This is a genomic window from Rhizobium esperanzae, from assembly GCF_002204185.1.
Classification (GTDB): Bacteria; Pseudomonadota; Alphaproteobacteria; order Rhizobiales; family Rhizobiaceae; genus Rhizobium; species Rhizobium esperanzae.
In genome coordinates this window covers 306,553-330,510 of the sequence record NZ_MXPU01000004.1, presented here as the reverse complement: position 1 = coordinate 330,510, position 23,958 = coordinate 306,553, and the positions used below count along the sequence as shown (strand labels likewise).

Genomic DNA, 23,958 nt, shown 5'->3' with positions numbered 1-23,958 from the left:
TCTATTATTGGGCCGGCTTGTAGATTTGGTCAAATACGCCGCCGTCGCCGAAGAATTTCGGCTGCGCTTGCTTCCAGCCGCCGAAGTCTTCGATCGTGGCAAGAGTCAGCTTCGGGAAGCGGGCGACGTCGGCCGGATCGGCGGCTTCGGGCTTGATCGGCCGGTAGTAGTGCTTGGCGGCGATCTTCTGGCCCTCGTCTGAATAAAGGTAGTTGAGATAGGCTTCGGCGACCTTGCGTGTCCCCTTCTTGTCGACGTTGCCGTCGACAACGGCGACCGGCGGGTCGGCGCGGATGGAGAACGACGGCGTCACGATCTCGAACTGGTCGGGCCCGAGTTCTTCGAGCGAGAGATAGGCTTCGTTCTCCCAGGCAAGGAGCACGTCGCCGAGGCCGCGCTGGACGAAAGTCGTGGTCGCGCCACGGGCGCCGGTATCGAGCACCGGAACATGCTGCAGCAGTTTCGTCACGTAATCCTGTGCCTTGGCGTCGTCGCCGCCATTGGCCTGTTTGGCCCAAGCCCAGGCCGCCAGGAAGTTCCAGCGGGCGCCGCCCGAGGTCTTCGGGTTCGGCGTGATGACCTGCACGTCATCCTTGATCAGATCGCCCCAATCCTTGATGCCCTTCGGGTTGCCTTTGCGCACGAGGAAGACGATCGTCGAGGTGTAGGGCGTCGAATTGTTCGGGAGCTTGCTCTTCCAATCTGCCGGAATCTTCCCTGTCGCCTTGGCAATGGCGTCGATATCACCTTCGAGGGCAAGCGTCACGACGTCGGCGTCGAGACCGTCGATGACCGAGCGCGCCTGGGCGCCGGAGCCGCCGTGCGAAGCTTTGATCGTGACGGTTTCACCCGTATCCTTCTGCCACTTGGCGGCAAAGGCGGCATTGAAATCCTTGTACAATTCGCGGGTCGGATCATAGGAAACATTGAGAAGCGCCTGATCCGCGAAAACAGGAGCGACGCTTCCGATCGCAAAGCTGCCTGCCATGACCGCGGCTGCGAGGAGCCGGGTGAACCTTTGTGTCTGCATTGGGAGCCTCCTGATGACGGTCTTAACTCTATCAAGTCAGTCGTATAATGAAACGAAATGTCTTTCAGTTTCGCCGCATCTATTAGAATGTCATTCCATTTGAGGGGTGATTTTGAAATGGACCTGCCGAAGTTGGCCGCGGCCAATCGTGGGTTCGCCCCCGTCCTGCCCCAGAACCGTGTTTTTTCTGCCACAGTTCCTCCGCAAGCGACCTTGGTAAAGCTGATTTTTGCCCGGATTTTGCCGCGATGACACTTGCGGATTCCTATATGGCGGCGGTGCGGTCGTATTTGCCGGCCGCTACGTGGGGGCATCCCTTGAAATGCGCCTCGCAATCCAAACCTGTTAGGGCCATTCAAAATGAATATCAGAACTATCCTTTTTGCCTCCGTTGCCGCCCTTGTCGCGGCATCCGGAGCACGCGCAGCCGACGCCATCGTGGCGGCGGAACCCGAGCCCGTGGAATATGTTCGCGTTTGCGACGCCTACGGTACCGGCTATTTTTATATTCCGGGAACGGAAACATGCCTTTCGATCGGCGGCTACATCCGTACCGAAGTGCGCTTCGGTGACAACATTGCCGGCGATTCCGACGTAAACTTCTGGACTCGCGGTCAGGTGACCTTCCAGGCCAAGAACGACACCGAGTACGGCACGCTGACCGGCGTCATGACGCTGCGTTACAATGCCGACAACGCCTCCGATCAGGAAGCGCTGCTGGATGAAGGCTATATCGACATCGCCGGTTTCCGCGTCGGTAAGCTCTATAGCTGGTGGGACGACGACATGAGCGGCGAGACCGATACGCTCGCCAGCAACGAGACGACCCACAACTCGATCCGTTATCAGTACGAGAATGGCGCTTTCGCCGCCGGCCTCTCGGTCGATGAGCTGGAAGAAGACTACGCCACCAAGCCGGGCGAAGGCCCGAACAACTTCGGTGTCGCAGGCCAGGTTTCCTACAAGGCCGGCGCCATCAGCGCTTACCTGCTTGCCGGTTATGACACCGACACCAGCGAAGTCGCCGTCCGCGGCATCGTCTATGCCGACATCGGTCCGGGCACGCTCGGCATCGCCGGCATCTGGGCAAGCGGCGCCAACTACTACTACGAAGAGTCCGAATGGACGATCGCAGCAGAATACGCCTTGAAGATCAACGACAAGTGGACGGTCACCCCGGGGTTCCAGTACTTCGAAAACATCGCCCTAGAGGCTGACGGCAATGGCTTCACCGGCGGCAGCGCCTACACGACCGGTGTGACGATCGACTACCGGATCGTCGACGACCTCAGAACGAAGCTCAGCGTGCAGTACCACGATGAGGACGAAGGCGACGACGAAGTCTTCGGCTTCCTGCGCTTCCAGCGCGACTTCTAAGTTGGTCTGATTGCAGACAAGCGGGCGCGGCCTTCGGGCCGCGCTTTATGCCCGGGAATCAGCGATGAAATCGGAATAGAATTCGTCCGCTGTCCTTGCCTTGCGCATAGCGGCAAGCACGCCATCCGATTGCAGCCGCCGGGCGATGGCCGACAGCACGTTCAGATATTCGCCGCGATTGTTCTCCCCGAAGATGAGCACAAAGGCGATGTCGGTCGGGACATCGTCGATCGCTTCGAAATCCAGCGGCTGCGCGAAGCGGATGAGAAGGCCGCGCGGACTGGTCATGCCGTCGATCGCGGCATGCGGAATGGCAATGCCATTGCCGATCCCGGTGGAACCGAGCTTCTCACGCGCTTCGAGCGCCTTCAGAATGGTCTGGCTGTCGACGGAAAAGGCCTTGGCTGCCTTGTCCGCTATGATATGCAGCGCGCGCCATTTTGTCGGTGCCGACACGCCGATGAAGGTGTGTTCCGGCCGTATGATGTTGGGAAGATACATGTCATTCTCGATACAGTTCAGGCGGCGGGTGAGAGAGCAGGTCAGTCCGGCTCCCTGAGACGATAGCCGACTCCGGTCTCGGTGGTGATATAGTGCGGCTGGTCGGGGCTCTGCTCGATCTTCTGTCTGAGCTGCCTGATGTAGACGCGCAGATATTGCACATCGGCCGCCGGCCCCCATACCTGCTTCAAAAGGAACTGATGTGTCAGCACCTTGCCGGCATGCTGGGCGAGCACGCGCAGGATGTCATATTCCTTCGGCGACAATTTTATTTCCTCGCTGTCGACCTTGACGATGCGCTTGACGAGGTCGACCGACAGCCCGCCGGTCTGGAAGATCGCCTTTTCGCCCTGCTGCTGCAGGCGATGGCGCAGCGCCACGCGGATGCGGGCGCCAAGTTCGTTGATGCCGAAGGGCTTGGTGACGTAATCGTCGGCGCCGCTTTCCAGCGCCTTGACGATGCCGGCCTCGTCGGTGCGGCTGGAGAGGATGACGACGGGTATGGACAGGCCTTCGTCGCGCCACTCCTGAAGCAAGTCATGGCCCGGCGTGTCGGGCAGGCCGAGATCGAGCACGATGAGATCGGGCTTGTCGTCGGCGACCAACCGGCGGGCGCTGACGGCATTCGGCGCCTCCTGCACCTCGTAGCCCTGCGCGGTCAGGCCGACGCGAAGCAGCTTGCGGATCGGGGGCTCGTCGTCGACGACGAGGATCTTGACGGCTGAACCGGTCATCTGAGTTCATCCAGTTTCGGTATGTCGTTGGGCTTCGGCAGGTGAATGGCGAAGACGGCGCCCCGGCGGCCCTTTCGGTTGGTGGCGGTGATCGTGCCGCCCATCGCCTCGATGAAACCGCGGCAGATGGAAAGGCCGAGGCCGGTGCCGGCGCGCACCTGATCGCCCTTGCGGACACGATAGAAGGTGTCGAAGACGCGGGTGAGATCGGCGGGTGGAATGCCCGGACCTTCGTCCGAGACCTGCAGGACGACGTTATCGGCATCGGCCCAGCCCTCGATATGGACCACCGATCCCTCGGGCGCATATTTCGCGGCATTGTCGAGAAGGTTGAAGATAACCTGCTCGAACAGGACAGGATCGACGCGCACCATCGGCAGGTCGGCGGGAATGCTCGTCTCGGTCTTGTGGCGCTCGAGGATCTTTGCGGCGCGACGCAGCGCGCTGCCGACGATATCGCCGGCATAATGCAACGCAAAATTCGGCTCCTCCATCGCACCGGATTCGATCTTGGTCATGTCGAGGAGGTTGGCGATGAAGCGGTTGAGGCGCTCGGATTCGTCAACGACGGTCGTGAGCAGGTCGCTGCGGTCCTCCTCCGGCATGGAGGCGAAATAGTCCCGCAGCGTGCCGGCGGCGCCGAGGATGGCCGCCAGCGGTGTTTTCAGGTCATGCGAAATCGAGGTGAGCAGGGCCGACCGCAACCGGTCGGCTTCGGCCGCGAGCCTTGCCCGGTCGACATCGGCGACGAGCTGGACGCGTTCGATCGCAAGGGCCGCCTGATCGGCCAGCGCGTCGAGCAGGCGCTGCTGCTCCGGCGTCAGCAGCGGCCCGTCGCGGCGGTCGCCGTCGAGGCCGATGACGCCGACGGCGGTGCGTCCGGTTCTGAGCGGCACATAGAGCCGCTTGGCGCCGGGCAGGGTATCGGCGCCGCGGCCGGCGGCGTGATTGTGCTCCCAGGCCCAGCGGGCGGCGGCGATATCGGCATCGTCGAGTGTGTCGTCGGGCGGATAACCGGCCTTGACGGCGATGGTACCCTCTTCCGGCAAGAGCAGCACGACACGGACCTTCAGCATCGAGGCGAGCTGGAAGGCGGTCGCCCAGAGCACGTCGTCGAGCGTGCCGGTGCCGGCGAGCTTCTTGGAGAAAAGATAGAGATCTTCCGTCGTGCGGGCCCGCTGCCTGGCGGCCGCCGCCTGGCGCTGCACCGTCGCGGTCAGATTGCTGGCGATGATGGCGACGCCCAGGAAGAAGAAGAAGGCAAGCACGCTTTCCGGATCGCTGATCGTCAGCGTGTAGCGCGGCGGCAGGAAGAAGAAGTTGAAGGACAGCGCGCCGAGAATACAGCTGTAGAGCGCCGGCCGTAATCCATGCAGGACGGCGGAGGTCAGCACCGCCATCAGGAAGACGAGGGCGAGGTTGCGCACGTCGAGCACCTGATCGAGCACGATGCTGACGCCAAGCGCGATGGCGACATAGACGGTTGCCAGCAGATAGGCTCTGAAATCGAATTGGGGGACCGTGGCTGCCGCCCGGACGCCGCGCGCGGTGGTGCCGTCCTTCTCATTGCCTGAAATGACATGGACGCTGATCTCGCCGGTCTTGCGGATCAGTTCGTCAGTGATCGAACGGCTCCACCAGTCACGCCACGTGGCCGCTTTGGGGGCGCCGATGACGATGTGGGTGACATTGTTGGCGGTGGCGTGACGGACGAGCTCTTCGGCGACCTCGCGGCCAGGTATGGTGATCGCCTCGCCGCCGAGCTGTTCGGCAAGACGCAGCGTTGCGGCAACAGTGTCGCGCTCGGCTTCGGTCAGATTGACCGAACGGTTGGTCTCGACATAGACGGCGGCCCAGGGCGCGCGCAGGCGCGAGGCCATACGGGCTGCATATCGCACCAGCGAGGCGGAGCGCGGATGATGGTCGATCGAGACGAGGACACGTTCGCCCGCCGCCCAGGGGCCGGAGATCGCATGCGCCTGCATATGGGTGAGCAGCTGATCGTCGACGCGCTGCGCGGTTTTGCGCAGCGCAAGTTCTCTCAGCGCCGTCAGGTTGCCCGGGGTGAAATAGTTGGTCAGCGCCCGCTCGGCGGTGCGGGGCACATAGACCTTGCCGTCATGCAGGCGCTTGATCAGATCGTCCGGCGTCAGATCGATGATCTCGACGTCGTCGGCAAGGTCGATGATCGAATCCGGCACCGTCTCGCGCACGCGGATGCGGGTGATCTGCGAGACGACGTCGTTCAGGCTCTCGACATGCTGGATGTTGAGCGTCGTATAGACGTCGATGCCGCGATCGAGCAATTCCTTGACGTCGAGGTAGCGCTTCGGGTGCCGGCTGCCCTCGGCATTGGTATGGGCGAGTTCATCGACCAGCACGAGATCCGGCCTGCGGGCGAGGATGCCGTCGAGGTCCATTTCCTCGAGCGGACGGCCCTTATAGTCGATCTTGACGCGAGGAACGATCTCGAAACCGGCGAGCAGCGCCTCGGTCTCCTTGCGGCCGTGAGTCTCGACAACGCCGATGACGACGTCGAGGCCGTCGGCGATCTTGGCACGGCCGGAGACCAGCATTTCGTAAGTCTTGCCGACACCTGGGGCGGCGCCCAGAAAGATCTTCAGACGGCCGCGCATCTCCGCCCGGGCTTTTTCGAGCAGCGCATCGGGCGAGGGCCTGCCGGCCTGGTCGCGGTTGTCGTCTGGCATGCGTGTGGTCTTTCTGCGAATGGCTGTACTTGAGATCGGCCAGACCAACCCCTCATCCTGCTGCCGCCACCGTAAACGGCGCGAAGGGGACATGCCGCGACGTCTCCGTTCCCCGCCGAGCTCTCACCTGGCACGTCCCCTCTCCCCGTCAGAACGGGGAGAGGGTTAGGGTAAGGGGCTGCCGTTGGCGCCAACCTTCACTTAGTCATAGAAGCATCAAGGCTCTGGTTCAACGCCAGAACATTGACGGTGGGTTCGCCGAGAATGCCGAGCTCGCGGTCGTGGACGGCGCCGGCGACCAGCGCCTTGACCTTGGCTTCATCCATGCCACGCGCCTTGGCGACGCGGGCGACCTGGAAGTAGGCGGCATCGGGCGAAATATCGGGATCGAGGCCGCTACCGGACGCGGTGACGAGGTCGGCCGGCACCTCGGCGTTCGGGTTTGCCGCCTTGGCTGTTTCGTAGTCGCCCTTCACGCGGTCGATCAGTTTCTGGCTGGTCGGGCCGAGGTTCGAGCCGCCGGAGGCGGCGGCATTGTAGCCATCGCCGGCGGCCGACGGACGGCCGTGGAAATACTTGTCGCCGGTGAAGGCCTGGCCGATCAGCCTCGAGCCGATCACCTGACCGTTCTTCACGATCAGGCTGCCATTCGCCTGGGTTGGGAAGAGCGCCTGGGCGGCACCCGTCATCGCGAGCGGATAAAGCAGGCCCGTGATGGCCGTGGTGGCAATGATCATAACGACGGCCGGGCGGAATTCTCTAAACATTGTTCGTAGCTCCTGGAGATGTCAGGCGAGACCGAGGGCCGCGACGGCCATGTCGATCGCCTTGATGCCGATGAAGGGAACGACGATGCCGCCGAGGCCGTAGATCAGCAGGTTGCGCGACAGAAGCGCACCGGCGCCGATCGGCCGGTAACGGACACCCTTCAGCGACAGCGGGATCAGCGCGATGATAATGAGCGCGTTGAAGATGATTGCCGAGAGGATGGCACTCTGCGGCGTCGACAGCCCCATGATGTTGAGGATGCCGAGCTGCGGGTAGAAGGTCAGGAACATCGCCGGGATGATGGCAAAGTACTTGGCGATGTCGTTGGCGATCGAGAAGGTCGTCAGCGCGCCGCGTGTCATCAGGAGCTGCTTGCCGATCTCGACGATCTCGATGAGCTTCGTTGGATCGCTGTCGAGATCGACCATGTTGCCGGCCTCACGGGCGGCGACCGTGCCGGTGTTCATGGCGACGCCGACATCGGCCTGGGCGAGTGCGGGCGCGTCATTGGTGCCGTCGCCGCACATGGCGACGAGCTTGCCCTTGGCCTGTTCCTCGCGCATCAGCGCCAGCTTCATCTCCGGCGTCGCCTGGGCGAGGAAGTCGTCGACACCGGCTTCTGCGGCGATGGCCGCCGCCGTCAGCGGGTTGTCGCCCGTGATCATCACCGTGCGGATGCCCATGCGGCGCAGTTCCGTGAAGCGTTCGCGGATACCGCCCTTGACGATGTCCTTCAGCTGGACGATGCCGAGCAACCTGCTATCGCGGGCGACGGCGAGCGGCGTTCCGCCCGATTTGGCGACCTCATCTGATATCGACTGCAACTCGCGCATAACCTCGTTGCCGTTTTTCGGGGGGGCGTCGCCGTTGACATAGGCGAGCACGGTATCGACCGCACCTTTGCGGATCGAGGCACCTTCGAGATCGACGCCGCTCATGCGGGTCTGGGCGGTGAAAGGCACGAAGCTGGCCTTGAGGCTCGCCATGTCGCGGCCGCGGATCGCATATTTCTCCTTGGCGAGCACGACGATCGAACGGCCTTCCGGCGTTTCGTCGGCAAGCGAGGCGAGCTGGGCGGCATCGGCGAGCTCCTGCTCGGAAACGCCGCGCACCGGGTGGAAGGCCGTCGCCTGGCGGTTGCCGAGGGTGATCGTGCCTGTCTTGTCGAGCAGCAGCGTGTCGACGTCGCCGGCCGCTTCGACGGCGCGGCCGGACATGGCAAGCACGTTGAAGCGGACGAGGCGGTCCATGCCGGCAATGCCGATCGCCGACAAGAGCGCGCCGATCGTCGTCGGGATCAGGGTGACGAAGAGGGCGACGAGCACGATGATCGGGATCGAGCCGCCGGCATAGATGGCAAAGCTCGGGATCGTCGCAGTGGCGAGCACGAAGATCAGCGTCATGCCGGCGAGCAGGATGTTGAGCGCAATCTCGTTCGGCGTCTTCTGGCGCTCAGCGCCTTCGACCAGCGAGATCATCCGGTCGAGGAAGGTGGAGCCGGCCGCCGCGGTGATGCGCACGCGGATCCAGTCGGAGAGCACCTGGGTGCCGCCTGTCACCGCCGAGCGGTCGCCGCCGGATTCGCGGATGACAGGAGCGGATTCGCCTGTGATCGCCGCTTCGTTGACGGAGGCGACACCTTCGATGACTTCGCCGTCCGAGGGGATGATGTCGCCGGCTTCGACCAGCACGATATCGCCGACTTTGAGGCTGGTGCCCGGCACCACGCGGTAGTCGCTGCTATTGTTGGCGGTCAGCAGCTTGGCCTGGGTTTCGGTGCGCGCCTTGCGCAGCGAATCCGCCTGCGCCTTGCCGCGGCCTTCGGCGACGGCCTCGGCGAAATTGGCAAAGAGCACGGTGAACCAGAGCCAGAGATTGATCTGGAACGAGAAGCCGAGATTGCCGTTGCCGACCACGAGGTCGCGCAGGAAGAGCACGGTGGTCAGCACCGAGACCGTGGCCACGACGAACATGACGGGATTTCTGGCCAGCGCGCGCGGGTCGAGCTTTTTCAAGGCGGCGCCGATGGCCGGAACGAGAATGCGAGAATCGATGATGCTCGCGGATTTTGCCTGGCTCATAAGAGACTCCAGCTTTGAAACGAGGATGGCGAACGAAACCTATGACGCATGATCACGGCATCGCCTCAGAAAGTCTGGCCGGCGAGGCCGACGAGCTGTTCGACGACGGGGCCGAGCGCCAGCGCCGGGAAGAAGGTCAGGCCGCCGACGATCAGGATCGTGCCGACGAGCAGGCCGACGAAGAGCGGGCCGTCGGTCGGGAAGGTGCCAGCCGAGGCCGGAACCCTCTTCTTGGCGATCAGCGAGCCGGCGATAGCCAGCGCCGGGATGATGACCAGGAAGCGGCCGGCGAGCATGCCGATGCCGAGCGTGACGTTGTACCAGGGCGTATTCCCGGTCAGGCCGCCGAAGGCCGAGCCGTTATTGGCCGCAGCCGAGGTATAGGCATAGAGGATCTCGGAGAAGCCGTGCGGACCGGCGGTGCCGATCGAGGCGACGGCGGATGGCAGCACGGTGGCGATCGCGGTGAAGGCGAGCATGGCGAGCGGCAGGCAGAGGATGGCGAGAACGGCCATCTTCATTTCCTTCGCCTCAATCTTCTTGCCGAGATATTCCGGCGTGCGGCCGACCATCAGGCCGGCGACGAAGACGGCGACGATGATGAACAGCAGGATGCCGTAGAAGCCGGCACCCACACCGCCGACAATGATTTCGCCGAGCTGCATGTTGATCAGCGGAATAAGGCCGCCAAGCGCGGTGAAGCTGCCATGCATGGCGTTGACGGCGCCGCAGGAGGCGGCGGTGGTGATGACGGCGAAGAGCGAGGACAGGGCGACGCCGAAGCGGACTTCTTTCCCCTCCATATTGCCGCCGGTGAGGCCGAAGGCATGCATCAGCGGATTGCCGGCCGCTTCCGCCCAATAGGTGATGCCGACGCCGACGACGAACAGCGCGCCCATCGCGGCCAGAATTGCCCAGCCCTGGCGCTGATTGCCGACCATGCGGCCGAAGACGTTGGTGAGACCCGCACCGATCGCAAAGATCGAGACCATCTGGAGGAGATTGGAGATCGCATCGGGATTTTCGAACGGATGGGCGGAATTGGTGTTGAAGAAACCGCCGCCATTGGTGCCGAGCATCTTGATGGCGAGCTGCGAGGCGACCGGGCCGACCGCAATCGTCTGCCTGGCGCCTTCGAGCGTCGTCGCATCGACATAGGGGCCGAGCGTCTGCGGCACGCCGAGATAAACGAAGACGAGCGTCAGCACGATGCAGATCGGCAGCAGGATGTAGAGCGTGCCGCGGATCATATCGACCCAGAAATTGCCGATCGCCTTGCCGGACGCCCGTGCGAAGGCACGGATGAAGGCGACTGCGATGGCCATGCCGGTTGCGGCGGAAAGGAAATTCTGCACCGTCAGGCCGGCCATCTGCGTGAGATAGGACATGGTGCTTTCGCCGCCGTAGTTCTGCCAGTTGGTGTTTGTGGGAAAACTGACGGCGGTGTTGAAGGCAAGCTCCGGCGGAACGGCGGCCATGCCGGCCGGATTGTAGGGCAGAAAGCCCTGCAGGCGCATCAGCGCGTAGAGGAGGAGGACACCGAGAAGGTTGAACATCAGCATCGCGAAGGCATAGGAGGTCCAATGCTGCTCCTCGCCTTCGCCGGTGCCGGCCATGCGGTAAAGTCCGCGTTCGATAGGAACGAGGACGGGCGAGAGGAATGTTCGCTCGCCGTTATAAACGCGCGTCATGTAGCCGCCGAGCGGTTTGACGAGCAAAAGGACGATCCCGCAATAGAGCAGGATCTGAAGCCATCCGTTGAAGGTCATGGAGCTAAAACTTTCAATACCCGGCTGGTTCCCGGTCGCGCAGGCGCGGCTTCGGAAGCGTCGGTTTTTTCAGAAGCGTTCTGGGCGCAAGAGAGCATAGGTGAGGTAAACGGTGAGAAACACGGTTACTGCGCCGCTCAGGACATAGTCGAGGGTCATCGTCGTTTCTCCTTAGAGCCTGTCGCAGGCTCCGACATAGGCAAAGCACAGCGCGAAGAATAGGATCGCGGTGCCGAGCAGAATGGTATCCATCATGATCGTGACTCCTGTTGGTCTTGTTGGAGTCAGACAAGACAAAGGGCCGCCGCCGTTGGCGACTGCCTTTCATGCTTTCTGGCGTGGAGATGATCCTTGGATCTCTCGGGCACCAATATGGAGCCGGAGCGCATAAAGGTTCGAGACGGCCGAAACGGCATCAATATAAAAATCTTATAAATGCTTTCAGGCGGCTACAGCGGAAACGAGAACCTGGCGCGATCTTGAAATTCAAGGATCGACCCGGAACTGGTAGCGGCCTTCGGCGCTGCGGCCGTCCATCGAGAGGACGTGCCAGTCGAGGGTATAGAGGCCGGGCGCCATTGCGGGATCGAGCGGGATCTTGAATATGGATCCTTCGGGGCCGGAGAGGAACGGCTTGCCCAGGGGAAGCGCCCTGCCTTTAGCATCGAGCAAGATGGCGGTCGAGCGGGCAAGATCGACGGGACCGCTGAAGGTAAGCTCGACATTGGCCGGTACGAGCTCTTCTTCCTGCTGCTGCGGGGGCAGCGACGCTTGTTCCAGGGCAGCAGTCGCCTGGTTGGCAGCGAAGAGGAGGGATGCGAACAGGCAGAATGACACGACCGGCTTCATAATGGCCTTCCTGTATTGCCGAGCCACTGGCGCCGGGAGCCATCACGCTTCCGCCGCGCCATGCGGGCTGCAGCTATTAACGCTGCCGGGGGCGATTTCGATCCCAAGTCCGCAGAATGACGCGCATTGGCTGCCCCGGGTTGTCCCTCTGAAGGGCGGTGTTCCAATCGGCCACCAATCCGCGCCAGAACTTTCGGAGCCGTCTGAAGATCCTCGAGGAAAGCCAGTTCCCGCGGATATTGTCATTATCATGCTTCATCTCTTTTTCCGCCTCCCACTGTGTCGTGGCCGATGATGAAGACTGTACTCTCCGGTGCTCTCTTCCGGAATCATACGGAGGTTTATCAGCAGTTATCTTTCGGGCTACGCATATGAGCATTTCGTCACGTGATGAGCAAAAGCTTACGTCGACGGTTGAATTGAAGCGCCTTGCGGTCTTATAGTCGGGTCCACGGCACCCTCTGAATTGCCGGGCCAAAGGGAAGGAAACCGAGAATGACCAAAGTCCGTGCGCTGGTGCTGGAGCGCCAGCATGAGCTTGCGTTGCGCGATATCGATCTGCCGCTGGAGACAGGGCCGGGGCAGGTGAAGATCAGGATTCATACCGTCGGCGTCTGCGGTTCGGACGTTCATTATTACACCCACGGCAAGATCGGCCCCTTCGTCGTCAACGCGCCGATGGTGCTCGGCCACGAGGCGGCCGGCACGGTGATCGAGGTGGGGGCCGGTGTCACACATCTGAAAGTCGGCGACCGCGTCTGCATGGAGCCGGGCATCCCCGATCCGAACTCCAAGGCGAGCCGGCTCGGTATGTACAATATCGATCCTGCCGTCAGCTTCTGGGCGACGCCGCCGATCCATGGCGTGCTGACGCCCGAAGTGGTGCATCCGGCCAATTATACTTTCAAGCTGCCCGACAATGTCAGTTTCGCCGAAGGAGCGATGGTCGAGCCCTTCGCGGTCGGCATGCAGGCGGCCGCCAAGGCGAAGATCACGCCCGGCGATACCGCTATCGTGCTCGGCGCCGGGCCGATCGGCACGATGGTGGCGATTGCCGCCCTTGCCGGCGGCTGCGCCCGCGCGATCGTTGCCGATCTCGCCCAGCCGAAGCTCGACATCGCCGCGCAATATCAGGGCGTCATCCCGGTCAATATCCGCGAGAAGAACCTGATCGAAGAGGTCGGCCGGCTGACCGATGGCTGGGGTGCGGATGTGGTCTTCGAATGCTCCGGGTCGTCGAAGGCCTGGGAGACGATCATGGCGCTGCCGCGCCCGGGCGGCGTCATCGTTGCGGTCGGGCTGCCTGTGAACCCGATCGGCTTCGACGTCTCGACGGCATCCACCAAGGAAATCCGCATCGAAACCGTGTTCCGCTATGCCCACCAGTATGAGCGTTCGATTGCCCTCTTGGCATCAGGCCGTGTCGACCTGAAGCCGCTGATATCGGAGACGTTCACGTTCGCCGATTCGATCAAGGCGTTCGACCGCGCCGTCGAGGCCCGGCCGAGCGACGTGAAGCTGCAGATCGTGATGGAATAGGCGCCGCAGCGCTTTTACGGATGCCTGCCGCTTGGTTTCATCCGAAAGAGTAGAGCAGCGGCTGCGACGCCTGCGGCGGCTGCAACTGCGATCAACAGATGGCGGTGAAGGGGAAGGTGGCCCAACGTCTGCTGGATGCCGTGGCCGAACAGATAACCGAGCGCGGTGAAAAGCTGCCCCCACACCAGCGCGGCTACCGCATTCAGGACGGCGAATTTGCCGACCGCTATCCGCGTCGTGCCGATGACGATCGGGCTGATCGTCCGCAAGCCGACGAGAAAACGGAACGCCAGGATGAAGCGGGTTTGATATTTCTCCAGCAGCCGGGTCGCGCGGGCAAGCGCGGGTCTTTCCATCAGCCGTCGGACGGGCGCCCATTGCCCGGCATAGCGGCCGGCGAAGAACCAGAACTGATCGCCGGCGAAGGAGCCTGCGACGGCCGCGAGCGACGCTGACCAATAGGAGAGCAGTTCGCGATGGGCAATCACGCCGCCGAGGAAGGCGGCCGTCTCGCCTTCGAAGGCTGCACCGAGGAAAATCGCCAGCAGGCCGTAGTTTTCGATCAGCGCTTCGATAGACATGCCCGCCTCCAGCTCTTCCCGAGGTCAGGTCACGGCTAAACTGGCTTCAAATCCCCAAGCAGCGTCGGAATCAGCTCCGACACCGTCGGATGGATCGGCACCGACCATTTCAGCGCGGGATAGGTGGTTCCCGCATTCATCGCATCGATCAGGCCATGGATCACCTCGTCGCCTTCGATGCCGAGGATCGCCGCGCCGAGAATCTCCTTGGTCTCGGCATCGGCGATCACCTTCATGAAGCCCTTGGTCTCGCCGCGTTCAGTGGCCCGGCCGACGCGGCTCATCGGCCGGGTCGAGACCATGATCCTGCGGCCGGAGGCACGCGCCTGCTTCTCCGTCATGCCGACGCGGCCGAGCGGCGGGTCGATGTAGAGCGCATAGGCCGGGATGCGGCTCGAGACCTTGCGGTCGTCGCCGTCGAGCAGGTTGGCGGCGGCGATCTCGAAATCATTGTAGGAGGTATGGGTGAAGGCGCCGCGGCCATTGCAGTCGCCGAGCGCAAAGATGCCCTCGACATTGGTGGCAAGCTTGTCGTCGACGGTGATATAGCCGCGCTTGTCGGTTGCCACGCCAGCGGCCTCGAGGCCGAGGTCGTCGGTATTCGGTTTGCGGCCGGTGGCGATCAGCACATGGCTCGCATCGATCTTCGCCGCGCCGACGGTAACGCCAATTCCGCTGCCATTTCGCGCGAAAGCGATGTTGCCGGCGTCGGTGTGGACTGTGATGCCTTCGGCCCGCAGTATATCGGCGATCGCGTCCGATATATCCTCGTCCTCGCGTGATGCGAGCTTCGGGCCGTGCTCGATGACGCTGACTTCGGCGCCGAAGCGGCGATACATCTGCGCGAATTCCAGCCCGATATAGCTGCCGCCGATCACCGCCAGGTGCCGCGGCAGGGCGTCGAGATGAATGATGGAGGTGCTGGTGAGGTAAGCGATATCGTCGATGCCCGGCAGTTCGGGGATGACGGGCCGCGCCCCGACATTGAGAAAAATGCGCGGCGCCGTCAGCGTCTCGCCATTGACGCTGATGGTTTTCGCATCCTCGAAACGGGCATGACCGTAGATCACGCTCATGCCGTCCATGCTGTCAAACCAGCCGATCAGGCCGTTGCGGGCGTTCATCGTCACCGTTTCCGCCCGGGCTCTCACCACCTTCATGTCGATGGCGATTTCGCCGGGGATATTGACCCCGTAGGCGGCGCCGCTTCTTGCGACATGGGCGGCGCGGGCGCTGGCGACCAGAGTCTTGGTCGGCATGCAGCCGGCATTGACGCAGGTGCCGCCGAGGAACTTGCGCTCGACGAGCGCCACCTTCATGCCGTTTTCGACCATGCGGGCGGCGAGGAACGGGCCGGCCTGGCCGGCGCCGATTACGATGGCGTCGAAGCTCTTCATGACACGGCTCCCACGATCAATAGGGCGCCGACAACGGCAACGGCATCCTCGACGAGGGCGGCCGGCAGATCCTTGCCGAAGGCGGCGGCAAGCCTGGCGCGCAGCGCGGCGCCGCCATAGGTGCCGACGACGGCGCCGATCACGCCGGCGATCAGGCCGCCGAAAAGCAGGCTGCTGGCTGCGCCGATCGTGGCGCCGGCAAGTGCTCCCGTGACGATGCGGGCGGCGAACTGCACCGGCACCTTGCGCGACGGCGTCGACGGCAGCTGGTCGGTGACGAGTTCAACGACGGCGAGAAGGGTGAAGATCCACGGCGTCCATCGGTAGCCCATGAAGGCAAGCGGCGTCTGCGACGCATCGAACCAGCCGAGCGCCGCACCCCAGGCGACGGCAGCCGGCGCCGTCATGGCGCGGAGGCCCGAGATGACACCGATCAGCAATGCAAGAAGCAGAAACATGCGCGATCCCCATCATTGCCGGCTTTGCCGCAAGAGGAAAGGTTGCACATTGTCGGGCGCGTGGCAATTCGCCTTGCCCGCCGGGGGATCTAGTTCGCAAAGGCGGCGATGCCGGTGATCGCCCGGCCGATGATCAGCGCATGGATGTCGTGCGTGCCCTCATAGGTGTTGACCACTTCGAGGTTGACGAGGTGGCGGGCGATGCCGAATTCGTCGGAGATGCCGTTGCCGCCGAGCATGTCGCGGGCCGCGCGCGCGATCTCCAGCGCCTTGCCGCAGCTGTTGCGCTTGAGGATCGAGGTCAGCTCCACCGGCGGATGACCCTCCTCCTTCATGCGGCCGAGCCGCAGGCAACCCTGCAGCCCGAGCGAGATCTCCGCCGCCATGTCGGCAAGCTTCTTTTGAATCAGCTGGTTGGCGGCGAGCGGCCGGCCGAACTGCTTGCGCTCCAGCGTATATTGCCGGGCTCTCGCATAACAATCTTCAGCAGCACCAAGTGCGCCCCAGGCAATGCCGAAGCGGGCCGAGTTGAGACAGGTGAACGGCCCTTTGAGTCCGGTGACGCCGGGCAGCAGGTTTTCCTCGGGCACGAAGACCGCGTCCATCACCACTTCGCCTGTTATCGAGGCGCGCAGGCCCACCTTGCCATGAATGGCGGGCGCCGAAAGCCCCTTCCACCCCTTTTCGAGAATGAAGCCGCGGATGAGCCCATCCTCGGTTTTTGCCCAGACGACGAAGACATCGGCGATCGGTGCATTCGAGATCCAGGTCTTCGAGCCGGTGAGGCTGTAGCCACCGTCGACCTTCTTGGCGCGCGTCGCCATCGAGCCGGGGTCGGAGCCATGATCGGGCTCGGTCAGGCCGAAGCAGCCGATCCATTCGCCGGTCACCAGCTTCGGCAGGTATTTCAGCTTCTGCGCCTCGGAGCCGAAGGTTTCGATCGGCACCATGACCAGCGAGGACTGCACGCTCATCATTGAGCGGTAACCGCTGTCGATCCGTTCGACCTCGCGAGCGATCAGGCCGTAGGCGACATAACCGAGGCCGGCGCCGCCATAATCGGGCGAAATCGTCGGGCCGAGCAGGCCGAGTTCGCCCATTTCGCGGAAGATGGATGGGTCGGTCTTTTCATGGCGGAAGGCATCGAGAACGCGGGGCGCGAGCTTTTGCTGCGCATAGGCATGGGCGGTATCCTGCACCATGCGCTCCTCGTTGGTCAGCTGCTCCACCAGGCGGAATGGGTCGGACCAGTCGAAAACTTCGCGGGTATGCTGCATGGCAGCGTCTCCTCATTCAGGCTTGCCTCGCTCAAGGTCGCATAGACCCGCCAGCCGAGCGCGTCAACAACAAGGCGGCCCCATCGAAAAGACAGGGGCGGCCATCTTTTCAAACGGTACGCCATGATCCACTTTGCCCGCGTTCGATTCTGGAATGAGGAGGCGGAAATGTCGTCAAGCGATCTGTTCATATCGGCCGAAGGCGCCGAATGGGTCAATCCGGAACCCGGCGTCACCAGGCGCATCATGACCTATCTGCCCGAGATGATGATGGTAGAGGTGGCGTTTGAAAGCGGCGCCGTGGGCGCTGCCCATTCGCATCCGCACATCCAGGCAAGCTACGTCGCCGAAGGTAGATTCGAGGTAACGATCGATGGCCGCACCGAAGTGTTGCGGCAGGGCGGCAGCTTCATCGTGCCGCCCAATCTCGTCCATGGCGTCAAGGCACTGGAAAAGGGCCGGCTGATCGATAGCTTCACGCCGCACCGGGCCGAGTTTCTCAAGTAATCAGCTTTCGGCTTCCGACCGGCGCGGGGAACTGGCGGCGATGATATAGGGCGGCACGAAGCGCGCGTCTTCACCGCGCACGGCCTCGCGCAGGAAGTCGATGACGGCGCGCACGCGCGGCGCCTGTTTCAGGTCGCGATGGCAGGTGATCCAGTAGTGGCGCTTGAGGTCGATCTCCTCGGGCAGCACACGCACAAGCTCGGGATAACGGCTGGCGAAGAAATAGGGCAGGATGCAGAGACCGAGGCCGTTTCGGGTGGCGGTCAGCTGCGCGAAGATGCTGGAGCTCTGGAACTGCGGCTTGATGCGCGGATGCACATCACTAAGATAATCCAGCCCCGGCGCGAAGATCATTTCCTCGATATAGCTGACGAACGGATGCTCGAGCAGGTCTTCGCGGCAGGTGATGGCAGGCGCCTTTGCCAGGTAGTCGCGCGAGCCGTAGATCTGCAGGTGATAGTCGGTCAGCTTCTCGGCGAAATAGGGCCCGCCCTTCGGCTCGTCGAGCACAACGGAAATGTCGGCCTCCTTGCGCGACAGCGACATGATCTGCTGGATCGTCACCAGTTCGAGCGAGAGATGCGGATGCTGGGCGGCAAACCGCGGCAGCACGGGGGCGAAGAAGAAATTGGCAAAGCCTTCCGGCGCGCTGAGGCGCACCAGGCCGCGCTGCGCCATCGAGCCATCGGCGAGATCGGCGCGCAGCCGCTCGGTCTCCTGCTCCATCTTCTCGGCCGTCTCGACGAAGCGCGTGCCCATTGCGGTCAGCACATAACCGCGCGGATTGCGCTCGAACAGCTTGACCTTGAGGGTGAATTCCAGCCGGTCGATGCGCCGCGAAACGGTGGCGTGGCTGGAACGCAGCTGCCGGGCCGCCGTCGACAGCTGCCCGGTGCGGGCGACGGCGAGAAAAAACTGCAGATCGTCCCAGGTGAACTGCGGCGGATTGTTCATCGCCATTTCCTCCGTTCAACAAGCGCTAACGCATAGCACGATCTTCAGATGTTTAAACAATCTGTTGTTTTGATTTGCATTTTACGTCGCGAAGAACGGAGAACTCACCGCAAGGAGAAGCCGAGACCACGCTTGTTGGAAACCGGTTGATGCCCCGGAGACGGTGCTTTCAGTTGCTATTGGCGAATGCTACACGGCCACGTTTGCATTCTGAGGAAATATTGATGAAAAAATTGGTTCGCCTACTGCTGACGATCGTGCTTGCATTCGTCGTCGTCGTCGGTTTTCGCTGGTATCGGTACATCACCAACACCGACAGCCCCTATGACGAAGTCGGCATCACGCTCAACTCGTCGATGCCTGGCCCGCTGAATGCCTGGGGCTGTGCCAAACTGAAAGAGACCTTCGGCAGCGCCTTGCCTCCCTATGGCTGCGCCGCCGACAACGGGGCGCAATGGAAGTAACGGCAGGCGCAAACGCGTTAAATCTGCCGGCGACGAAGGACCGAGAGATAATTGGTCCTTCGTCTAACGCCGCTATCCCTGCACAACCGTCGGAACTGCCCTAAGTCTAGTGCTTAGCGCTTACGTCCTGCGCATCCCGAGGTTTGGCTTGACATTGTACGACTGTCTTTCTGTGCAAAAATGAACAGATACTGTTTGGAATTAGTTGTACTCCACCCGTTGCCTCAGGGAGAAATTTCCATGATCGTAAGACGAGAGCCTGTCGTTCTGAGGAGTGCGACCGGCCAAATTTGAACAGACCGGTAATCTGGCTCATCTCTGGGAGGAGAGAATATGCGAAAGAATCTCATCGCGTCCGTTGCATTTTTGCTCGCCAGCAGCACCGCTGTGCTCGCGCAAAGCGCGACCGACGGCAAGGTCAAGATCGGCATTCTGAACGACCAGTCGGGCGTCTATGCCGACTTTGGCGGCAAGTCTTCCGTCGAAGCCGCCAAGATGGCGGTCGAGGATTTCGGCGGCAAGGTGCTCGATGTGCCGGTCGAGATTGTCGATGCAGATCACCAGAACAAGCCGGACATCGCCTCCAACATCGCCCGCCAGTGGTATGACACCGAGCAGGTGGATGCGATCATGGAGCTGACGACCTCGTCGGTGGCGCTCGCCGTGCAGGCGATTGCCAAGGAAAAGAAGAAGATCGACATCGTCACCGGTGCGGCGACGACGGATCTGACCGGCAAGGCGTGTTCGCCCTACGGTTTCCATTGGGCCTACGACACGCATGCGCTCGCCGTCGGCACCGGCGGCGCGCTCGTCAAGCAGGGCGGCGACAGCTGGTTCTTCCTGACCGCCGACTATGCCTTCGGCTATTCGCTGGAGCAGCAGACCAGCGAATACGTCAAGGCGAGCGGCGGCACGGTGGTTGGCGCCGTCCGTCATCCGCTGTCGACCCAGGACTTCTCCTCCTTCCTGCTGCAGGCGCAATCGTCCGGCGCCAAGGTGATCGGCCTTGCCAATGCCGGCCTCGATACCTCGAACGCCATCAAGCAGGCGGCCGAATTCGGCATCACCCAGGGCGGCCAGCATCTGGCGGCGCTGCTCTTCACGCTCGCCGAAGTGCACGGTCTCGGCCTCGAGGCGGCACAAGGCCTGACGCTGACCGAGGGCTATTATTGGAATCGCGACGACGAAAGCCGCGCTTTCGCCAAGAAGTTCTTCGCCCGCACCGGCAAGATGCCGAACATGATTCACACCGGCACCTATTCGGCGGTGACGCAATATCTGAAGGCGGTGCAGAAGGCCGGCACCGACGAGACGGAGGCTGTCGCCAAAGAGCTGCATGAAATGCCCGTCGACGACGTCTTCGGCCGCGGCGGCACCGTCGGCGCCAACGGCCGCATGATCCACGACATGTACCTGCTGCAGGTCAAGAAGCCGGCCGAAAGCAAGGAGCCGTGGGATTACTTCAACGTTCTCGCCACCATTCCCGGCAAGGACGCCTATATCGATCCCGCCAAGAGCGGCTGCGATCTGGTGAAGTGAGCGCAATGGCGGTTTCCGCGATTGAAACTCAGGAAAAGCCGCGGGTGGTGCTCTCCGCCCGCGGTCTTCGCCGCGATTTCGGCGGCTTTACGGCCGTCAAGGATGTCGATCTCGACGTCCATGACGCGAGCGTCCATGCGCTGATCGGCCCGAACGGCGCCGGCAAGACCACGGTCTTCAACCTGCTGACTAAGTTCCTGCAGCCGACGGCGGGCAGCATCACGCTGATGGGCACCGATATAACCTACACGCCGCCCGACAAGGTGGCGCGCATGGGGCTGGTGCGCTCCTTCCAGATCTCGGCGGTTTTCCCGCATCTCACCGTTCTCGACAATGTGCGCGTGGCGCTACAGCGGCCGAACAATCTTTCCACCCAGTTCTGGCGGCCGCTTTCGGCGCTCGATCGGTTGAACGAACGGGCCGAGCAGTTGCTCGCCAGCGTCGGCCTTTCCAAGGAGCGCGATCATATCGCCGCCGATCTTTCCTATGGCCGCAAGCGGGTGCTGGAGATAGCCACGACGCTGGCGCTCGATCCGAAGGTGCTGCTGCTCGACGAGCCGATGGCCGGCATGGGACATGAGGATGTCGGCGTCGTCTCGGCGATCATCCGCGACGTCGCCCGCGACCGGGCGGTGCTGATGGTCGAGCACAATCTCTCCGTCGTCGCCAATATCTGCCAGCACGTCACCGTTTTGCAGCGCGGCGAGATCCTTGCCGAGGGGGACTATGCCACCGTCAGCCAGGACGAGCGTGTGCGCGTTGCCTATATGGGCACGGAGGAGCACTGATGGCCGCTCTGCTCGAGGTTCAGGGCCTCAACGCCTGGTACGGCGAAAGCCACATCCTGCACGGCGTCGACATGCATGTCGGCGAAGGCGAGACGATCACCATTCTCGGCCGCAACGGCGTCGGCAAGACGACGACGCTGCGCACCATCACCGGCATCGTGCGCGCCCGCAGGGGCAGGATCAGCTTTGCCGGCAGCGACATGATGCATGTGCCGCTGCACAAGACGGCGCACCGCGGCATCGGTTTCGTGCCGGAGGAGCGCGGGATCTTTTCGACGCTCACCGTCTCGGAGAACCTGCTGCTGCCGCCTGTCGTGGCGAAGGGCGGCATGACGCTCGACGAGATCTACGAGCTCTTTCCCAATCTCTATGAGCGCCGCGGCAGCCCGGGCACCAAACTATCAGGCGGCGAGCAGCAGATGCTGGCCATCGCCCGGATTCTCCGCACCGGCGTGCGGCTGCTCATTCTCGACGAACCGACAGAGGGGCTTGCTCCCGTCATCGTCCAGCGCATCGGCGAGGTACTGAAAAAACTCAAGGAGCGCGGCATGACGATCCTGCTCGTCGAGCAGAATTTCCGTTTCGCCAGCCGTATTGCCGATCGCTTCTATCTGATGGATCATGGGCAGATGGTGTCGGAATTCCCGGTAAGCGAACTGCCGCAGCGCATGGATACGCTGCACAAGGTTCTGGGAGTATGACCAGATGACGATGATCTTCGGTGTTAGCTTGCAGGGTCTATTGAGCCAGTTGCTGGTCGGTCTGATCAACGGCTCATTTTACGCGCTGCTCAGCCTCGGCCTCGCCATCATCTTTGGCCTTCTGCGGGTGATCAACTTCGCTCACGGCGCACAATACATGCTCGGCGCTTTCGTTGCCTATCTGCTGCTGACCTATGCCGGCATCGGCTACTGGCCGTCGCTGATCCTGGCGCCCGTCATCGTCGGGTTTGCCGGGGCGATCATCGAGCGGCTGTTCCTGCGCCGGCTCTACGATCTCGACCCGCTCTATGGTCTGCTCTTCACCTTCGGGCTGGCGCTCGCGGTCGAAGGCACCTTCCGCTATCTCTACGGCTCATCCGGCCAGCCCTATGCGACGCCGGCGGCCCTTGCCGGCGGCGCCAACCTCGGCTTCATGTTCCTGCCGATCTATCGTGGCTGGGTGGTGGTCGTTTCGCTTGTTGTTTGCCTCGGCACCTGGCTGCTGATCGAGAAGACCAAGCTCGGCGCCTATCTCAGGGCCGCCACGGAGAACGCCGTGCTGGTGCAAGTTTTCGGCGTCAACGTGCCGGTACTGCTGACCTTTACCTACGCGCTCGGCGCCGGCCTTGCCGCCTTTGCCGGCGTGCTGGCGGCGCCAATCTATCAGGTCTCGCCGCTGATGGGTTCGAACATGATCATCGTCGTCTTTGCCGTGGTCGTGGTTGGCGGCATGGGATCGATCATGGGTGCGATCATCACCGGTTATGTGCTCGGCATCGCCGAGGGCCTGACCAAGGTCTTCTATCCCGAGGCTTCCAACATCGTGATCTTTGTCATCATGGCGATCGTGCTTCTCATCAGGCCCGCGGGCCTCTTCGGCCGGGATGCTTGACATGGCTGACATCACCGACACCATCCGCACGGAAAAGAGCCGGACCGCCCTTTCGGTCCAAGCCGGCTTCCTGCTTGCAGGGTTGCTGCTCCTGCTGCTCGCGCCGTTCTTCTTCTATCCGATCTTCCTGATGAAGCTGCTGTGCTTCGCGCTATTTGCCTGCGCCTTCAACCTGCTACTCGGCTATACCGGCCTACTGTCCTTCGGTCACGCCACCTTCTTCGGCGGCGCGGCCTATTTCACCGCCTATACGGTGAAATCATGGGGCCTGCCACCGGAACTCGGCATCCTGATCGGCGTGGCGGGTGCGGCCTTTCTCGGCCTGGTCATGGGTTACTTCGCGATCCGCCGTCAGGGCATCTATTTCGCGATGATCACGCTGGCGCTGTCGCAGATGTTCTTCTTCTTCTGCCTGCAGGCGAAGTTTACCGAAGGCGAGGACGGCATCCAATCGGTGCCGCGCGGCCACCTCTTCGGCTTCATCGATTTGAACAGCTCGACCAACATGTATTATTTCGTGCTGGCGGTCTTCCTGATCGGCGTGCTGATCATCTGGCGTTTCATCAATTCGCCCTTCGGCATGATCCTGAAATCGATCCGCGAAAACGAGCAACGGGCGATCTCGCTCGGTTATTCCGTGGCGCGCTACAAGCTCGGTGCCTTCGTTATGTCGGCGGCGCTGGCCGGTCTGGCGGGCGCGGTGAAATCGATCGTTTTCCAGTTCGCAACGCTCACCGACGTCGCCTGGCAGATGTCGGGCGAGGTGATCCTGATGACGCTGCTCGGCGGCATCGGCACGCTGATCGGTCCGCTCTTCGGCGCGGGGCTGGTGGTGGCGCTGGAAAACTACCTCGCCACCTCGGAATTTCCGGTGACGATCATCACCGGCATCGTCTTCATGGTCTGCGTGCTGATCTTCCGCCGCGGCATCATTGGCGAGTTCTACGCTTCGCGGCTCGGGCGGAAGCTGGGCTTCGTCTATCGCCGCTAATGGGCGGCCGTCTCCCTCTTTCCGCAGCGCGGGTAGAGGCGGGTGGCCATGCA

At 62.6% G+C, this 23,958-nt stretch carries 23 protein-coding genes; 9 read left to right on the top strand and 14 right to left on the bottom strand.

The window, feature by feature from the left end; translation table 11 throughout:
- Positions 1 to 4: 4 nt before the first annotated feature.
- On the bottom strand, positions 5 to 1,030 hold the full coding sequence (locus B5E41_RS08035) for a sulfate ABC transporter substrate-binding protein (RefSeq protein WP_064808449.1): 1,026 nt from the start codon (positions 1,028 to 1,030) through the stop codon (positions 5 to 7).
- 360 nt (positions 1,031 to 1,390) lie between these two features.
- Between B5E41_RS08035 and B5E41_RS08030 the strand changes: the two genes are divergently transcribed.
- Positions 1,391 to 2,407 (top strand): porin, encoded by a 1,017-nt coding sequence (locus B5E41_RS08030; protein WP_064808453.1) that lies wholly within the window; start codon positions 1,391 to 1,393, stop codon positions 2,405 to 2,407.
- Positions 2,408 to 2,452: 45 nt separating this feature from the next.
- On the opposite strand, the gene B5E41_RS08025 is transcribed toward B5E41_RS08030, so the two are convergent.
- The 8 genes from B5E41_RS08025 to B5E41_RS07985 form a co-directional block, all read right to left on the bottom strand.
- Positions 2,453 to 2,908 (bottom strand): PTS sugar transporter subunit IIA, encoded by a 456-nt coding sequence (locus B5E41_RS08025; RefSeq protein WP_064808455.1) that lies wholly within the window; start codon positions 2,906 to 2,908, stop codon positions 2,453 to 2,455.
- Positions 2,909 to 2,949: 41 nt separating this feature from the next.
- Complete coding sequence (locus tag B5E41_RS08020) at positions 2,950 to 3,642, bottom strand: response regulator transcription factor (protein ID WP_064808457.1); 693 nt, start codon at positions 3,640 to 3,642, stop codon at positions 2,950 to 2,952.
- Positions 3,639 to 6,350, bottom strand: a complete 2,712-nt coding sequence (locus B5E41_RS08015) for a sensor histidine kinase (RefSeq protein ID WP_088392525.1) — start codon at positions 6,348 to 6,350, stop codon at positions 3,639 to 3,641. Before B5E41_RS08015 ends, B5E41_RS08020 begins: the two co-directional genes overlap by 4 nt.
- Before the next feature lie 197 nt (positions 6,351 to 6,547).
- Positions 6,548 to 7,117, bottom strand: a complete 570-nt coding sequence (gene kdpC, locus B5E41_RS08010; protein WP_088392523.1) for a potassium-transporting ATPase subunit KdpC — start codon at positions 7,115 to 7,117, stop codon at positions 6,548 to 6,550.
- Positions 7,118 to 7,138: 21 nt separating this feature from the next.
- Complete coding sequence (gene kdpB, locus B5E41_RS08005; RefSeq protein ID WP_088392521.1) at positions 7,139 to 9,199, bottom strand: potassium-transporting ATPase subunit KdpB; 2,061 nt, start codon at positions 9,197 to 9,199, stop codon at positions 7,139 to 7,141.
- A 65-nt stretch (positions 9,200 to 9,264) separates the two neighbouring features.
- Positions 9,265 to 10,968: a potassium-transporting ATPase subunit KdpA gene (gene kdpA, locus B5E41_RS08000; protein WP_088392519.1), complete on the bottom strand. Its 1,704-nt coding sequence runs from the start codon at positions 10,966 to 10,968 to the stop codon at positions 9,265 to 9,267.
- A 69-nt stretch (positions 10,969 to 11,037) separates the two neighbouring features.
- The gene (locus tag B5E41_RS07995; protein ID WP_003547774.1) at positions 11,038 to 11,127 is read right to left on the bottom strand and encodes a K(+)-transporting ATPase subunit F; all 90 of its coding nucleotides are present in this window, start codon (positions 11,125 to 11,127) and stop codon (positions 11,038 to 11,040) included.
- Between the two features lie 327 nt (positions 11,128 to 11,454).
- A complete protein-coding gene (locus B5E41_RS07985) occupies positions 11,455 to 11,817 on the bottom strand; it encodes a copper resistance CopC family protein (protein WP_064808466.1) in 363 nt (120 codons plus the stop codon).
- 495 nt (positions 11,818 to 12,312) lie between these two features.
- On the opposite strand from B5E41_RS07985, the gene B5E41_RS07975 reads away from it, so the two are divergent.
- The gene (locus B5E41_RS07975; RefSeq protein ID WP_088392515.1) at positions 12,313 to 13,356 is read left to right on the top strand and encodes an NAD(P)-dependent alcohol dehydrogenase; all 1,044 of its coding nucleotides are present in this window, start codon (positions 12,313 to 12,315) and stop codon (positions 13,354 to 13,356) included.
- 14 nt (positions 13,357 to 13,370) lie between these two features.
- Here the strand turns inward: B5E41_RS07975 and B5E41_RS07970 are convergent, their stop codons facing one another.
- From B5E41_RS07970 to B5E41_RS07955, 4 genes are all read right to left on the bottom strand, one after another.
- Positions 13,371 to 13,937, bottom strand: a complete 567-nt coding sequence (locus B5E41_RS07970; protein ID WP_088392513.1) for a DedA family protein — start codon at positions 13,935 to 13,937, stop codon at positions 13,371 to 13,373.
- Between the two features lie 35 nt (positions 13,938 to 13,972).
- A complete protein-coding gene (locus tag B5E41_RS07965) occupies positions 13,973 to 15,334 on the bottom strand; it encodes an FAD-containing oxidoreductase (RefSeq protein ID WP_088392511.1) in 1,362 nt (453 codons plus the stop codon).
- Positions 15,331 to 15,792, bottom strand: a complete 462-nt coding sequence (locus B5E41_RS07960) for a DUF4126 family protein (RefSeq protein ID WP_088392509.1) — start codon at positions 15,790 to 15,792, stop codon at positions 15,331 to 15,333. The genes B5E41_RS07965 and B5E41_RS07960 overlap by 4 nt, the downstream gene beginning before the upstream one ends.
- Before the next feature lie 89 nt (positions 15,793 to 15,881).
- On the bottom strand, positions 15,882 to 17,069 hold the full coding sequence (locus tag B5E41_RS07955) for an acyl-CoA dehydrogenase (protein ID WP_088392507.1): 1,188 nt from the start codon (positions 17,067 to 17,069) through the stop codon (positions 15,882 to 15,884).
- Between the two features lie 168 nt (positions 17,070 to 17,237).
- Between B5E41_RS07955 and B5E41_RS07950 the strand changes: the two genes are divergently transcribed.
- The gene (locus tag B5E41_RS07950; protein ID WP_088392686.1) at positions 17,238 to 17,576 is read left to right on the top strand and encodes a cupin domain-containing protein; all 339 of its coding nucleotides are present in this window, start codon (positions 17,238 to 17,240) and stop codon (positions 17,574 to 17,576) included.
- Here B5E41_RS07950 and B5E41_RS07945 read toward each other — a convergent pair whose 3' ends face one another.
- A complete protein-coding gene (locus tag B5E41_RS07945) occupies positions 17,577 to 18,530 on the bottom strand; it encodes a LysR family transcriptional regulator (RefSeq protein WP_088392684.1) in 954 nt (317 codons plus the stop codon).
- Between the two features lie 224 nt (positions 18,531 to 18,754).
- Here B5E41_RS07945 and B5E41_RS07940 point away from each other — a divergent pair, with 224 nt between their 5' ends.
- The 6 genes from B5E41_RS07940 to B5E41_RS07915 all read left to right on the top strand — a co-directional run bounded on the left by B5E41_RS07940 (position 18,755) and on the right by B5E41_RS07915 (position 23,905).
- Entirely contained in the window at positions 18,755 to 18,994 is a 240-nt protein-coding gene (locus tag B5E41_RS07940; RefSeq protein WP_088392505.1) for a hypothetical protein, read from the top strand.
- Between the two features lie 333 nt (positions 18,995 to 19,327).
- Complete coding sequence (locus B5E41_RS07935; protein WP_088392503.1) at positions 19,328 to 20,533, top strand: ABC transporter substrate-binding protein; 1,206 nt, start codon at positions 19,328 to 19,330, stop codon at positions 20,531 to 20,533.
- Positions 20,534 to 20,538: 5 nt separating this feature from the next.
- Positions 20,539 to 21,321 (top strand): ABC transporter ATP-binding protein, encoded by a 783-nt coding sequence (locus tag B5E41_RS07930; protein ID WP_088392501.1) that lies wholly within the window; start codon positions 20,539 to 20,541, stop codon positions 21,319 to 21,321.
- On the top strand, positions 21,321 to 22,022 hold the full coding sequence (locus B5E41_RS07925; protein WP_088392499.1) for an ABC transporter ATP-binding protein: 702 nt from the start codon (positions 21,321 to 21,323) through the stop codon (positions 22,020 to 22,022). Before B5E41_RS07930 ends, B5E41_RS07925 begins: the two co-directional genes overlap by 1 nt.
- A 4-nt stretch (positions 22,023 to 22,026) precedes the next feature.
- A complete protein-coding gene (locus tag B5E41_RS07920) occupies positions 22,027 to 22,914 on the top strand; it encodes a branched-chain amino acid ABC transporter permease (protein WP_088392497.1) in 888 nt (295 codons plus the stop codon).
- A 1-nt stretch (position 22,915) separates the two neighbouring features.
- Complete coding sequence (locus B5E41_RS07915) at positions 22,916 to 23,905, top strand: branched-chain amino acid ABC transporter permease (RefSeq protein ID WP_088392495.1); 990 nt, start codon at positions 22,916 to 22,918, stop codon at positions 23,903 to 23,905.
- The last annotated feature ends 53 nt before the right edge of the window (positions 23,906 to 23,958 follow it).